Origin of the sequence: Ancylobacter koreensis, from assembly GCF_023016525.1 — a bacterium.
In the GTDB taxonomy this organism is placed as follows: domain Bacteria; phylum Pseudomonadota; class Alphaproteobacteria; order Rhizobiales; family Xanthobacteraceae; genus Ancylobacter; species Ancylobacter koreensis.
Genome location: NZ_JALKCG010000003.1, coordinates 140,114 through 154,048 on the forward strand (window position 1 = coordinate 140,114; position 13,935 = coordinate 154,048).

General features: G+C 69.2%; 13 protein-coding genes and 1 riboswitch. Of the genes, 4 read left to right on the plus strand and 9 right to left on the minus strand.

What is annotated here, in order from left to right; all coding sequences use genetic code 11:
* Window positions 1–13: 13 nt before the first annotated feature.
* The 4 genes from MWN33_RS10605 to hflX all read left to right on the plus strand — a co-directional run bounded on the left by MWN33_RS10605 (window position 14) and on the right by hflX (window position 4,205).
* Window positions 14–1,465, plus strand: a complete 1,452-nt coding sequence (locus MWN33_RS10605) for a TrkH family potassium uptake protein (protein ID WP_247200472.1) — start codon at window positions 14–16, stop codon at window positions 1,463–1,465.
* Between the two features lie 21 nt (window positions 1,466–1,486).
* On the plus strand, window positions 1,487–2,347 hold the full coding sequence (locus tag MWN33_RS10610; RefSeq protein WP_247200473.1) for a D-amino-acid transaminase: 861 nt from the start codon (window positions 1,487–1,489) through the stop codon (window positions 2,345–2,347).
* 221 nt (window positions 2,348–2,568) lie between these two features.
* A complete protein-coding gene (gene hfq, locus MWN33_RS10615; RefSeq protein WP_013166585.1) occupies window positions 2,569–2,820 on the plus strand; it encodes an RNA chaperone Hfq in 252 nt (83 codons plus the stop codon).
* Window positions 2,817–4,205 carry a GTPase HflX gene (gene hflX, locus MWN33_RS10620; protein ID WP_247200775.1) on the plus strand — a complete coding sequence of 463 codons (1,389 nt, stop codon included), beginning with the start codon at window positions 2,817–2,819 and terminating at the stop codon, window positions 4,203–4,205. The genes hfq and hflX overlap by 4 nt, the downstream gene beginning before the upstream one ends.
* A gap of 142 nt (window positions 4,206–4,347) precedes the next feature.
* Here the strand turns inward: hflX and mazG are convergent, their stop codons facing one another.
* The 9 genes from mazG to MWN33_RS10665 all read right to left on the minus strand — a co-directional run bounded on the left by mazG (window position 4,348) and on the right by MWN33_RS10665 (window position 13,609).
* On the minus strand, window positions 4,348–5,184 hold the full coding sequence (gene mazG / locus MWN33_RS10625; protein ID WP_247200474.1) for a nucleoside triphosphate pyrophosphohydrolase: 837 nt from the start codon (window positions 5,182–5,184) through the stop codon (window positions 4,348–4,350).
* Window positions 5,185–5,279: 95 nt separating this feature from the next.
* Complete coding sequence (locus MWN33_RS10630; RefSeq protein WP_247200475.1) at window positions 5,280–6,080, minus strand: MBL fold metallo-hydrolase; 801 nt, start codon at window positions 6,078–6,080, stop codon at window positions 5,280–5,282.
* Window positions 6,081–6,097: 17 nt separating this feature from the next.
* On the minus strand, window positions 6,098–6,871 hold the full coding sequence (locus tag MWN33_RS10635) for a TatD family hydrolase (RefSeq protein ID WP_247200476.1): 774 nt from the start codon (window positions 6,869–6,871) through the stop codon (window positions 6,098–6,100).
* On the minus strand, window positions 6,868–8,424 hold the full coding sequence (metG, locus tag MWN33_RS10640) for a methionine--tRNA ligase (protein ID WP_247200477.1): 1,557 nt from the start codon (window positions 8,422–8,424) through the stop codon (window positions 6,868–6,870). The genes MWN33_RS10635 and metG overlap by 4 nt, the downstream gene beginning before the upstream one ends.
* Before the next feature lie 36 nt (window positions 8,425–8,460).
* Window positions 8,461–9,495 (minus strand): DNA polymerase III subunit delta', encoded by a 1,035-nt coding sequence (locus tag MWN33_RS10645; protein WP_247200478.1) that lies wholly within the window; start codon window positions 9,493–9,495, stop codon window positions 8,461–8,463.
* Entirely contained in the window at window positions 9,492–10,214 is a 723-nt protein-coding gene (gene tmk / locus MWN33_RS10650) for a dTMP kinase (protein WP_247200479.1), read from the minus strand. Before tmk ends, MWN33_RS10645 begins: the two co-directional genes overlap by 4 nt.
* Window positions 10,215–10,216: 2 nt before the next feature.
* Window positions 10,217–11,437 carry a D-alanyl-D-alanine carboxypeptidase family protein gene (locus MWN33_RS10655; protein WP_247200480.1) on the minus strand — a complete coding sequence of 407 codons (1,221 nt, stop codon included), beginning with the start codon at window positions 11,435–11,437 and terminating at the stop codon, window positions 10,217–10,219.
* A 124-nt stretch (window positions 11,438–11,561) separates the two neighbouring features.
* Window positions 11,562–12,623 carry a septal ring lytic transglycosylase RlpA family protein gene (locus MWN33_RS10660; protein ID WP_247200481.1) on the minus strand — a complete coding sequence of 354 codons (1,062 nt, stop codon included), beginning with the start codon at window positions 12,621–12,623 and terminating at the stop codon, window positions 11,562–11,564.
* A 308-nt stretch (window positions 12,624–12,931) separates the two neighbouring features.
* Complete coding sequence (locus tag MWN33_RS10665) at window positions 12,932–13,609, minus strand: energy-coupling factor ABC transporter permease (protein ID WP_247200482.1); 678 nt, start codon at window positions 13,607–13,609, stop codon at window positions 12,932–12,934.
* 36 nt (window positions 13,610–13,645) lie between these two features.
* Window positions 13,646–13,877: riboswitch (cobalamin riboswitch) on the minus strand.
* Window positions 13,878–13,935 lie beyond the last annotated feature (58 nt).

Sequence of the window (13,935 nt, forward strand, 5' to 3'; positions counted from 1 at the left end):
GGGGCGCGCACAGATGATAGCGGTCGCCCGCCACAGTGCGATCACCGCCGGCCTGATGGCGTTCTTCCTTCTGATCGCCTCGCTGGTGGCGCTGTTCCGCAACGAGGCGGGCGCCGATGTCTTTTTCGCCACGGCGCTGATGACGGTGTTCGGCGCGGGCGCCGTGCATCTGGCGGTGCGCAATCGGGGAGGGCGGCTGGAGCGCCGCGCCGCCTATGGGCTGCTTGTCGTCATCTGGTTCGGCGTGCCGACCATCGCCGCCTTCCCGATCGCCGCCACCACCACGCTCGGGCCGATGAATGCCTGGCTGGAGGCGGTCTCCGCCTTCACCACGACCGGCGCGGTGCAGATCCATGACCTGGAGACGGTGCCCCGCGCGACGCTCGGCTGGCTGCTGACGTTGCAATGGGGCGGTGGCCTGCTGACACTGGTCGGCTTCATCGCCGTGCTGGGCCCGGCCGGGATCGGTGGCCTGCCGGATCGCTCCGCCCGCGCCAACCTGCTCGGCGTGACCGAGCAGACCGCGCTCGACGACGGGCTGCGGCTGGCGCTGCCGGTCTATCTCGGCGCGACGCTTGTGTGCACGGCATTGCTCTTCGCGCTCGGCGTCAGGATGTTCGACGCGCTCGGGCTGGCCGGTGCGGCGCTCTCCACCGGCGGGCTGCTGCCCGACCCGGACGGCATCGCCGCCTATGGCCATTTCGCCGTCAAGGCGGTGCTGATCGTCTTCATGCTGGTCGGCGGCACCAGCATATTGTGGCACCGCATGCTGCTCGGCCGCCGCTTCCGCATGGCGTTCGGCCAGTATGAGAACTTCGCGCTGGTCGCGCTGAGCCTCGTGCTCGGCATCGCCGCGGCGGCCATCGGCTTCCGCACGCCGCACAGCACCCTCTCGCTGCCGCTGGCGCTGGAGGACGGGCTGTTCACCGCCGTCTCGCTTGTCACCACCACCGGCATCGAGCCGCATGGCGGCGCCTTCGCCAGCCTGCCGCTGACGGCGGTGATCGCTATCGTCTTCATCGGCGGCGCCAGCTTCTCCACCGCCGGCGGCATCAAGATCTATCGCGCGGGAACGATGGTGCTGCAGAGCTATCTGGAGCTGGAGCGGCTCGTGCACCCCCACGCGGTGCACCCGCGCCGGCTCGGCCAGCAGAGCGTGACGCTGCAGATGATGAAGGCGATCTGGATCATGTTCGGCGTCGCCTGCTCGACCATCGCCGGACTGACGGTCGCCATCGCACCGGCGATGCCGAGCTTCGAGGCCGCCTTCGTCGCCATCGTCGCGGCGCTGAGTAATGTCGGGCCGGTCTATGCCGCCGCGTGGCAGCCGGAGGCGGCGGCGTGGCCGGACTGGGGCACGCTGCCGGCCTATGCCCAGCTTATACTCGCGGTGGCCATGATTCTCGGCCGGCTGGAGATCCTCGTGATGCTGGGTCTGGCCAATTTCGCGCTATGGCGGCGGTGACGCCGCAGGAACGGACCCGACATGTCGCGCATCGCCTATGTGAACGGACTTTATGTGCCGCATGCCGACGCCGTCGTGCATGTGGAGGATCGCGGCTACCAGTTCGCCGACGGCGTGTATGAGGTCTGCGAGGTGCGGGGCGGCCATATGGTCGACGAGCGCCGCCACATGGAGCGTCTCGTGCGCTCGCTCGACGCCATCCACATTGCCATGCCGATGTCGCTTGCCGCGCTCGGCTTCGTGCTGCGCGAAACGATCCGGCGCAACCGCGTGCGCAACGGCTTCGTCTATTTGCAGATCACGCGCGGCGTGGCGCGGCGCGACCATTATTTCCCGGTGCCGGAAGTGCCGCCCTCTATCGTCGTGACCGCCCGCGCCGCCGACCCGGCCAAGGGCGAGGCGGTGGCGGCGCAGGGCATCGCCGTCATCACCGTGCCGGACAATCGCTGGGAACGGGTCGACATCAAGACTACGGGCCTGCTGCCCAACGTGCTGGCCAAGGAAGCCGCGAAGCAGGCCGGCGCGCGTGAGGCGTGGTTCGTCGACGCTTCCGGCCATGTCACCGAGGGCGGCTCGACCAATGCGTGGATCGTGACGGGGGAGGGCAGGCTCGTCACTCGCCCGGCGGAGAGCGGCATCCTGCGCGGCATCACCCGCACGGTGATGCTGGAGGTTGCGCAGAAGCTGCAGCTGCGGGTCGAGGAGCGGGCCTTCACCGTCGCCGAGGCGCTGGCCGCGCGCGAGGCCTTCGTGACCTCGGCGACCAATTTCGCCACCCCCGTGGTACGAATCGACGGCCAAGCGATCGGCGACGGCACGCCCGGCCCGGTGGCGCGCGCCTTGCGCGAGAACTACCACAAGAGCGCCGAGATCGCCCGCTGAGGCGTGCCGTTCGCCGGTCGCCGCCTCCCGCACGCGGCGGCCGGCCGACGAGAATGCGCTTGCCAAGCCGGGCCAAGTCCGCGAAAGCATCTTGCGCGACCGGCATGGTGTGACATGCTTGTGTTGCACGTCTTCAACGAAGCCGCCTCCCGGACGGAGCGCAGAGATGAAGGCGACCGCGCCGACGACGAGCAACAACAAACAAACGGATCAAAAAAACCATGGCCGCGGAACGTTCGCAGAACCTCCAGGACACCTTTCTCAACCACGTCCGCAAGAACAAGACGCCGCTCACCATCTTTCTGGTCAACGGCGTGAAGCTCCAGGGAGTTGTCACCTGGTTCGATAATTTCTGCGTGCTGCTGCGCCGGGACGGCCATTCGCAGCTCGTCTACAAGCATGCCATTTCGACCATCATGCCCGGCCATCCGGTTCAACTGTTCGAACCGGACGAGACCGGCGAGAAGGGCTGAGCTTGGAGCTCAAGGGTTCCCGGCGCGCGCCGGCCGGCAGGGACGCCGGCCTGCCGCCGGAGAGAGACACGCGCGGCGATGCCACCCGCGTCGTGGTGATCGTGCCGCATCTGACGCGCCGTGCGGCCGAGGAGGGCGTTCACCGATCGCCCGAGGCACGGCTCGACGAGGCGGTCGGGCTGGCGCTTGCCATCGATCTGAAGGTCGTCGGCCAGATGCTGGTCGGCCTCAGCCAGGTGCGGCCCGCCACCTATCTCGGCAGCGGCAAGGTCGAGGAGATCGCCGGCATCGTGAAGGCGGAGGAGGCGGGGCTGGTCTTCGTCGATGCCCCGCTCAGCCCGGTGCAGCAGCGCAACCTCGAAAAAGCGTTTTCAGCCAAAGTTATAGACCGAACGGCTCTCATTCTGGAGATCTTCGGCCAGCGCGCGCGCACCAAGGAAGGTGTGCTTCAGGTTGAACTCGCTCACCTGAATTATCAGCGCAGCCGGCTGGTGCGGTCCTGGACCCATCTGGAGCGCCAGCGCGGCGGTTTCGGCTTTCTCGGCGGCCCCGGCGAGACGCAGATCGAGGCCGACCGGCGGCTGATCGGCGAGCGCATCGTGAAGATCGAGCGCGAGCTGGAGCAGGTGAAGCGCACCCGCGCGCTGCACCGCGCCAGCCGCAAGAAGGTGCCTTATCCGGTGGTTGCGCTGGTCGGCTACACCAATGCCGGCAAGTCGACGCTGTTCAACCGGCTGACCCGCGCCGAGGTGATGGCGCAGGACCTTCTGTTCGCCACGCTAGACCCCACGCTGCGCGCCGTGCAGCTTCCCAGCGGCGAGCGGGTGATCCTCTCCGACACGGTGGGCTTCATCTCCGACCTGCCGACGCAGCTTGTCGCTGCCTTCCGCGCGACACTGGAAGAGGTGATCGAGGCCGACCTGATCCTGCATGTACGGGACATGTCGCACGAGGATGCCGAGGCGCAGGCCCACGACGTGGAAAGCGTGCTCGCCGATCTCGACATAGACCCGACTGACGACCACCGGCTTATCGAAGTGTGGAACAAGATCGACCGGCTCGACGAGGACGGGCGGACGCGCCTGTTCAACACAGCGGCGCGCCGTGAGGGCGATGCGCGGCCGATCCCGGTCTCGGCGCTGACCGGGGAGGGGATGGATACGCTGCTGGCCGCCATCTCGCGGCGGCTCGCGCAGGAGCGTGTCAGCCTCGCGGTCGATCTCGACGCGACGAATGGCGAGGGGCTGAGCTGGCTCTACCGCCATACCGAGGTGATGGAGCGCCGCGAGGACAGCGAGGGCCGGCTGCATCTGGCAGTGCGGGTGCCGCCCGACCGTGCCGAGCATATCGAGCGCCGGTTCGGGGCGAGGCGGATCAAGAATTAGGGCGATTCCGTTCGTCGTCGTTTCGGGCGACCAGCGGCCGATCCGCGATCGCGTCGAGAATGGGGAGCGATCCCGGCTCGGCGCTGCGCTTCGGCCGGGATGGTAAACTGACGGAATGTGGGGGGCAGGGCACCTCACAGCCCTACTCCATGGGCGCCGCCGTCTTGGCCGCCTGCCAGAGTTCTTCCATCTCGTCGAGGCTCGCCTGCGCCGGCGCGCGGCCCTGCTCGGCCAGCCGGTCCTCGATATAGGCGAAGCGGCGCACGAATTTCTCGTTGGTGCCGCGCAGCGCGGCTTCCGGATCGACGCCGAGATGGCGGGCCAGATTGGCCATGGCGAAGAGCAGGTCGCCGACCTCGCCGGCAGCGGCGTCGCGGTCGCCGGCGGCGATCTCGGTCTCCACCTCGTCGATCTCCTCGCGGATCTTGTCGAGCACCGGGCGCACGTCCGGCCAGTCGAAGCCAACCTTGGCCGCCTTGTTCTGCAGCTTGACGGCGCGGGCGAGGGCGGGCGCGCCGACCGGCACGCCGTCCAGCGTGCGGCCCTGCTCCGGCTCGGGCGGCAGGCCGCGGCGGGTGCGGCGCTCGGCCTTCTCCTCGGCCTTGATGGCGTCCCAGGCGGCGTTGACCGCCGCCACGTCGCGCCCGCGTGCGTCGCCGAACACGTGCGGGTGGCGGCGGATCATCTTGGCGGTGACGGCGAGCACGACGTCGCCGAAATCGAAGGCGCCTTGCTCGGGCGCAAGCTCCTGCGCCATGCGGGCGTGAAACACGACCTGAAGCAGCAGGTCGCCCAGCTCGTCGCGCAGGTCGTCGAGGTCGTCGCGCGCGATGGCGTCGGCCACCTCATAGGCTTCCTCGATGGTGTAGGGCGCGATTGTCGCGAAGTCCTGCTCAAGGTCCCACGGGCAGCCGGTGCCCGGCGTGCGCAGGGCGGCCATGATGTCGAGCAGGACAGAGATGTCGCGGGAGGCCTTCAAATCCGCACCTCAACGAGTCGCAGAAGACATATTATGGAAAACATCGATATTGTCCAGGATGCCAAGACACATCAAGATATGCACCGAACCGACTGTTAGAGAACGATTTTGAGGCCGTCATACGCCGCCGTCACGCCGGCCGGTAGCTCGCGCTCCAGCGTGCGGTAGTCGAGGTCCGTGTGCAGGTTGGTCAGCACGGCGCGGCGCGGCTTCATGCGCTCGATCCAGGCCAGCGCCTCGCTCAGCGAGAAATGGGTCGGGTGCGGTGTGATGCGCAGCGCGTCGACGATCCACAGGTCCAGACCTTCGAGATAAGGCAGGCTTTCATCCGGCAAATCGTGCAGGTCGCTCGAATAGGCCAGCCCGCCGATGCGGAAGCCGTAAGAGATGATGCTGCCGTGATACTGCCGGAACGCCAGCGCCTCGACCGGGCCGGCCGGTCCGTCGATCCGCACGGTCTCGCCGGCATGGAAGCGGTGCTCGTTGAGGATCGGCGGGTAGTCGCTGCCCGGCGGCGTCTCGAAGCAGTAGCCGAAACGCTGGTGCAGCATGGCCGAGGTCTCGGCGTCGACATGCACGTCGATGCGTCGGCGGTGCATGATGGTCAGCGGGCGCAGGTCGTCGATGCCGTGCGTGTGGTCGGCGTGCTCATGGGTGTAGATCACGCCGTCAAGCCGGTCGACGCCAGCGTCGATGAGTTGCTCGCGCAAATCCGGCGAGGTATCGATCAGCACCCGCGTCGGCTGGGCGAAGCCCGGCTCGAAACGCTCCACCAGCAGCGAGCAGCGCCGGCGCCGGTTGCGCGGCTCGTTCGGGTCGCAGGCGCCCCACCCCTGCCCGACGCGCGGCACCCCGCCGGAGGAGCCGCAGCCGAGGATGGTGAAGGTGAACGCCATGGCGAAACGCGGAGCCCTCAGGAAGCGCGGGAGAACAGGCGGAAGAAATTGGCCGTCGTGAGCGCCGCGATCTCATCGGGCGACACGCCGCGCGTCTCGGCCAGTATACGGGCGGTCTCGACCACATAGGAAGGCTCGTTGCGCTTGCCGCGCCACGGATTGGGCGCGAGATAGGGCGCGTCGGTCTCCACCAGCAGCCGGTCGGCGGGTAGGTCGCGGGCGATCTCGCGCAGCGGCGCGCCGGTCTTGAAGGTCAGTATGCCCGAGAAGGACACGTAGCCGCCCAGCGCCACCGCGCGGCGGGCGAGGTCCGGCCCGGCGGTGAAGCAGTGCAAAACGAAGGCGAAGGCGCCCTTCCCGCTCTCCTCCTCCAGTATCGCGGCGACGTCGTCGTCGGCCTCGCGGGCATGGATGACGAGCGGCAGGCCCGTGCGCCGCGCCGCCTCGATGTGCAGCCGGAAGCCGGCGTGCTGCGCCTCGCGCGGGGCGGTGTCGTAATGATAGTCGAGCCCGGCCTCGCCGATGGCGACCACCTTGGGATGGTCGGCTGCCGCCAGCAGCTCGTCCAGCGTCACGTCGGCCTCCTCGCCCGCATTGTGCGGGTGGGTGCCGACCGAGCAGAACACATCGTCGAAACGCTCGGCGATCGCCCTCACCTCGCCCGCGCGGCGCACGCGGGTGCCGATGGTCACGAGGCGGCCGACGCCGACCGCACGCGCCCGCGCGACGACCTGGTCGAGCTCCGCGGCGAAGTCCGGGAAGTCGAGATGGCAGTGGCTGTCGACGATCATGCCGGGGCCGAGGCCTCCGGTTCGACATAGCGCGGGAACACCGGCACGGGCGCCGGCAGTACGGTTCCGCCCGCAAGCCGGCCGGCGGCGCCGAGGCTGGCGAAGCCGCGCGCGCCGGCGTCGAGCGCCAGCAGGTCCAGCAGCTTGCCGGCGCTGACCGGAATGAAGGGCTGGGCGAGGATCGCCACCTGCCGGATCACCTCGGCGGTCGTCCACAGCACAGTGCCGAAGCGCTCGGGATCGGTCTTGCGCAACTCCCACGGCGCCGCGCCGGCGAAATAGCGGTTGGCGTCGGCCACCACCGCCCAGATGGCTGCGAGCGCCTGATGAATCTGCTGCACCTCCATCGCCTCGCGGACCTTCGCGCTCATGGCGTCGGCGCTCGCGAGGATGGCGGCATCGTCGTCCGACAGCGGGCCGGGCGCCGGCAGCGTGCCGCCGAGATTCTTGGCGATCATCGAGAGCGAACGCTGGGCGAGGTTGCCGAGGTCGTTGGCGAGGTCCGCGTTGGTGCGCGCGACGATGGCCTCGTGGCTGTAGGAGCCGTCCTGCCCGAACGGGATTTCGCGGAGCAGGAAATAGCGCAGCGCATCGACGCCATAGGCCTTGGCAAGGTCGAACGGGTCGATCACGTTGCCGACCGACTTCGACATCTTCTCCCCGCGATTGTGGATGAAGCCGTGCGCGAAGACGGTCTTCGGCGGCTCCAGCCCGGCGGAGATCAGGAAGGCCGGCCAGTACACCGCGTGGAAGCGGATGATGTCCTTGCCGATGACATGCAGGTCGGCCGGCCAGAAGCGCTTGAACGAGGCGCTGTCGGTGTCGGGATAGCCCACGCCGGTGATGTAGTTGGTCAGCGCGTCGACCCACACATACATCACATGCGCCGGATCGTCCGGCACGGGTATGCCCCAGGTGAAGGTGGTGCGGCTGATCGAGAGGTCCTGCAGCCCGCCGCGCACGAAGCTCGTCACCTCGTTGCGGCGCACCTCCGGGCGGATGAAGTCCGGGTGGGCGTCGTAATAGTCGAGCAGCTTCTGCTGGTAGGCCGAGAGGCGGAAGAAATAGCTCTTCTCCTCGGTCCACTCGACCGGTGTGCCCTGCGGGCCGAGGCGCACACCGTCCGGGTTCACCGTGGTCTCGTCCTCGGCGTAATAGGCCTCGTCGCGCACCGAGTACCAGCCGGAATAGGCGCCGAGATAGATGTCGCCGCTCTCCACCATCTTGCGCCAGATGGCCTGCGAGGAGATGGTGTGGTCCTCGTCCGTGGTGCGGATGAAGCGGTCGTAGTCGACGCCGAGCAGCGCATCCATCTCCTTGAAGCGCGTGGCGTTCTTCGTCGCCCAGTCGATCGGCGCCAGCCCCTGCTTCTCCGCCGTCTGCGCCATCTTCAGCCCGTGCTCGTCGGTGCCGGTGAGGAAGAACACATCGTAGCCGTCGAGCTTCTTGAAGCGCGCAAGGGCGTCGGAGGCGATCTTCTCATAGGCGTGGCCGATATGGGGCGAGCCGTTGGGATAGTCGATGGCCGTCGTGATGTAGAAGGCGGGTTTCAAGGTCGTTACCTGCGGAACGGCCGGTCCCCCGCGCGGTCAGGGGCGCACGGCCTCGTTGAGCGACGCGAAGATCCTGAGAACGAGGGTCTTGCGATCGAGATTATAGACATCGGCGTCGACCGCGGCGCGGCGAACCTTGTCCCACACCTCCGGCAGGCGCGCAAGGCGAACACCAGCCGACTGGCGACGCCCGGTGGCGTGGTCGCTGAGCCATTCTTCGACCGTTCCGACGAAGCTCTCGAACGCCCCTCCCCGGTCGCCCTGCAGCTTTTCTCCCAGCGCGTGCAAGGCTCTGGCGTCGACCTGCGGCAGCGCGTCGAGCAGCACGGTGGTTGCGTTGCGCACGGCCAGCCCGTCGCCGGCGAGCAGCGCCAGCGCCTCGCGCACGCTGCCGCCGGAGGCCGCCGCCGCCTCGCCGAACCGGCTCCGGTCGAGGTCGGGCATGGAGCCGGCGAACCCCTCCAGCGCCTCGACGACCTGATCGGTTCCGAGCGGGCGAAGCGGCACGCTGCGGCAGCGCGAGCGTATGGTGGGCAGCAGCCGGCCGGGCGCGTTGCTCACCAGCAGGAACAACGAACGGGCCGGCGGCTCCTCCAGCGTCTTCAGCAGCGCATTGGCGCCCTGCGCGTTCATCTCATCCAGCGTGTCGACGACGCAGACGCGCCAGCCGCCGAGCGCGGCGGTGGAGCCGAAGAAGCTGCGCACGCGGCGCACCGTCTCGGCCGGGATCATCGCCGGCAGCTTTCCGGCGTCGTTCGGCGTGCGGCGCAGCACCAGAAGGTCGGGATGCGACAGCGCGGCGATCTGCCGGGCCGCAGGGTGGTCCGGGTCGACGACGATGGAATGGCCGGGCGTCGCACCGCCGGACAGCACGAATCGGGCGATGGCATAGGCGAGCGTCGCCTTGCCGATGCCCTCCGCGCCGCCGAGCAGCAGCGCGTGCGGAAGGCGGCCGGCGTCCCACGCCGTGCGCACCATGGCCTGCGCCTCCTCATGGCCGATGAGGTGGCGGTTCTCGCGCGGGGCGGGCGCACTGCCGAAGCGGTCACCCTCGGGGGCTGCCTCGCTCATGAGGCGGCCCCGTCGGTACGGCCCGGACGCAGCCGCGCCTCGACGGCGTTCCACACGGCTTCCGCCACGGTGTCGGCGTCGGCGCGGGCGTCGATCAGCACGCAGCGTTCCGGCTCGCGTTCCGCCAGTTCGCGGAAGGCGTCACGCAGGCGGCGGTGAAAGCTCAGCCCTTCCCTCTCGAAGCGGTCGGCGCCGGCGCCGGAGCGCGCGGCAGCGCGGGTCAGCCCCTCCTCCGCCGGCAGGTCGAGCACGAGGGTCAGGTCGGGCCGGGTGTCGCCGACGGTGACGGCCTCCAGCGCCTCGATCAGGCGCAGGTCGAGGTCGCCGAGCACGCCCTGATAGACCCGCGTCGAATCGGCGAAGCGGTCGCACACCACCCAGGCGCCGCGCGACAGCGCCGGGCGGATGGTGGCGTCGAGATGGTCGGCGCGGGCGGCCGCGAACAGCGCGGCCTCGGCGAGGGGGCCGAGCGGCTTGGCGGCGCCCGACAGGATGAGGTGGCGCACGATCTCCGCCCCCGTCGAGCCGCCCGGCTCGCGCGTCATCAGGGCGTCGAGACCCATGCCGGCGAGGCGGTCGCGCAGGCGGCGCACCTGCGTCGACTTGCCCGCGCCCTCCCCGCCCTCGAAGGTTATGAAACGTCCAGGCGCCGGCGCGTGCGGTTCCGGCCCGACGGGCGGGTGAACCTGCGCGATGCGGCCCCTGGACCTCGCGCTCATGCTCAGCCCGTCAGCTTGGCGTAGCCCTGGCGCAGCAGGCTCACCACAAGCTCGTAGGCGCCATCCATGGCGCGGCGCCAGAGGGGTCCTTCCGGCACGCTCTCGGCCGCCACCAGCGGCACGTCGAGCGCGATCTGCTCGCCGCGATAGACGAACAGCCGGGCGATTTCGGCGCCTTTCTCCACCGGCGCGCGGATCGGCCCCTCGAAGCGGATGCGGGCGACCAGCTTGTCGTCGCCGTTGCGGGCGATCAGCACGCGCACGGGCGTCGTGCTGGTCAGCGGCGCGCCGCCGCGTTCGCCACCATAGAGCGTCGCCTCGCCGACGATCTGGCCGGGCTCGAACAGCAGCTTCGATTCGAAGGAGCGGAAGCCCCATTCGAGCAGCTTGCGCGCATCCTCCGCCCTCTCCTTCTCGCTCTTCGAGCCCATGATGACGACGATCAGCCGCTGGCCGTTCTGGATCGCCGAGCCGACGAGGTTGAAGCCGCCTTCCTTCTGGTAGCCGGTGACGAATCCGTCCGCGCCGAGGCTCATGCCGAGCAGCGGGTTGCGATTGCTCTGGCGGATCTTGTTCCAGAGGAAGTCCGGTTCGCTGTAGATGCGGTAGAGCTCGGGATAGTCGGCGATGATATGCATGGCGGTCTTCGCCATGTCGCGCGGAGTGGTCTTCTGGTCGGGATCGGCGAGGCCGCTCGCATTGACGAAGGTCGAGCCGCTCAGCCCAAGGCGCTTGGCTTCGGCGTTCATCTTAACGGTGAAGGCGAGCTCGTTGCCGGAAATGCCTTCCGCCAGCACGATGGCGGCGTCGTTGCCCGAGGGCACGATGGCGCCGCGCAACAGGTCCGACACCTTGATCTGGCTGTTGACGGCCGCGAACATGGTAGCGCCGCCGGAGGGCGCGCCACCGCGCCGCCAGGCATATTCGCTGACCTTGAATTCCTGGTCCTGCGACAGCCGTCCTTCCGAAATCTCGCGGAACACCACGGCCATGGTCATCAGCTTGGCGATGCTGGCGGGCGGGCTGGACGTGTCGGCGGCACGCTCGAACAGCACCGAGCCGCTCTCGAAATCCATCAGGATCGCCTGCGGCGCCGCGATGTCGGGCTGGGTCTGCGCGGCGAGCGGACCAGCAGCGAGTAGCACGAAGGTCGCGGCCAGCAGCGGCGCGTACGCGCGGCGAACGGCGAAAGCGTTCAGGTACGGGCGAATGATGCGCAACATGCTCGACAACCCCTCCCCCGTCCGAGGGCAGAGTTAGCAGCCGTTGCCGGTGGCGGCAATGCGCCCGTCGTCGCGGAGAGGACGGCGGGCGTTCCTTTCCGCCATGGCGGGAACGGCCGGGTGCTCAGTAGAGGCCGCGACCCGCGTCAGCGCCTTCAGCGCCGGTCGGGGCATAGCCCATGACCGGCTGCGCACCGACCATCCAGCCGGTGGGTGCGGCGGCCGGCGCCGGGGCGGGCGCGCGGGCGGTACCCTGAAGGCTGGCGACCTGGACCGGTTTGGCCGGCGCGGTGCGCGCGACCGGGGCGGGCAACGGCGCGGAAGCGACCTGGGCGCGGGGCGCCGGAGCGGCGGCCACGGTATTGGCGCGCGGCTTGCTGGCGACGCGGACAGGAGCGACGACCGGGGCAGCCATTTCGGGCGCCTGTGCCACCGTCTCGCCCGGCTCGTCGCCGAGATCGTAGGGGCGGCTCGGCGGCAGCGGCACGGCGGCCATGGTGCCGCGCACCGGGCCGGCGGAGGCGACCATGACGGTCGGCATCTCGGCGGGCTTGCCGTTCTGGCGCAGCGTCGAGGCGAGCTGGATGTCGTCGGAGCCCTCCAGCGGGGCGCGGCCGACATATTCGACGCGCACGCGGGCGGTGCCGCGATTCTTGAAACCGAGCAGGTCGGCGGCGCGCTGGGAGACGTCGATCACGCGGTTGCCGTGATACGGGCCGCGATCATTGACGCGCACCACCATGGAGCGGCCATTGTCGGTGTTGGTGACGCGCACATAGGACGGCATCGGCAGCGTGGGATGCGCCGCGGCGATCGAGTGCATGTCGAAGACTTCGCCATTGGCGGTGAGCCGGCCGTGGAAATCGTCGCCGTACCAGGAGGCGAGGCCCTCAGCGCGATAGCTCTTCGGCTCGGTGGGGACGTAGGTCTTGCCGGCGACCACATAGGGCTTGCCGACGCGATAGGCGCCGCCGCCCTTGGGAACCGGCTGGCCGGGCTCCACGACACGCGGGCTGGCCGCGACGCCGTAGCGGGGGTCGATCTTGCTGGAGAGCTTCGAGCCGCCGGTGCAATTGGCGACCAGAAGGCCGATGCCGCACAGTGCGACGACGCGGCCGATCCGCAGGGCGGTCGAACCCGCCACGCCCGTATCGGCGGCACGCGCAAGAGCTGGTTTCGTCCCCATCAACCCCGAACCGTTTCGAGCACCCAGCCCCTTGCCGTGTCGCGACGACACGAATCGGAACCGGCGCACCTCACCCCAGATCGTCGCAAAGATAACGCCGATCCCACGATATGTCGCTCAAGAGGCTGTCCGAGTGAGGCGAAAATGCGGCGCATCTCTCGGCATGGTGAACGAAGCGTAAGTGACGAAGGGGAATAGGCAATCGGGTACGGGGCCGCAGTGGCGGGCGGCAAAACGCCGCGAAATCGCCCGGAAATGGTGTGCGGGCGCCGGCGGAGCGTGGGGCTCGCCGACGCTCGCGGAGCAGGTCAGGCGGCGTTGTAGAGACGGCGCTCCAGCAGCGGGCTGCCCTTCAGCCCGCGCAGCGCCTTGGCGGCGCCGAGCACGGCGAGATCGACCAGCGGTTCGACGAGGATCACCAGCATGTAGGCCGCGCCGAAGGAGAAGATCGAGGCGGCGTTCTCCACGGTGAAGCCGTGGCCGTAAAAGGCCCAGAACGCCACCCAGGCGACGATGCCGGCCTGATAGGCGGTCGAGAGCGCCAGCGCCTGCCGGTACTTCAGCTCCACATAGGGGGTGTTCGGCGCGATGATCCGCCCGGCCAGCGTGGTGAGCGCGAACAGCGGCACCAGCAGGGTGGTGACGTTCATGCCGTATTGCGGCAGGTCGAAGGGCGCGAAGAAAATCCCCTGCAGCGCGAGCCCGGCGGCGAGGCCGATGGCGGCCGGGGCGACGCCGAAGATGAGGAACAGCGTCGAGCCGAGAATGAGGTGGACCTCGGACACGCCGACCGGATGATGCGGCAGCACCTCGAAGAAGGCGAAGACCAGTGCGGTCGTCGCCAGGCTGCGGACGACGAGCGAGGCGATGCCGCGCTCGCGCACCGCGCCTGCCGCGAGCTTGAGCGCGTAGCCGCCGGCCCCGGCGGCGGTGACGTAGCTCAGCCAGATCTTTCCTTCGGCCACGAGGCCGGGCTCGATATGCATGATGTTCTCCTGTGCCGTCTCACCCGACGGCGTGCGGTTGGACCAGTGCCCATGGCCGGTCTCCTGACTCGCGGGTCACGGCAAGCCTTCCGCCTTCCCGGCACGTCCCTTTCGGGCCGAAACCAGTGGCGTTTTGGAAGGCCGCTCGCCGCTCACAGTCGCGGGGGCGGTCGGGGCTTCGGGTGCGGACCTCGACGGCCGCGCCCTTCCCCGTTCCCGTTTCACCCGGACAGTCGCCCGCCCGGGCACCATGTGGCGCTTCCAAAACGCTCTTTCGGCCCTGATCTGTCAAGTTGCCGGCGGGACTTATCCGCGCCGCCGCGCCG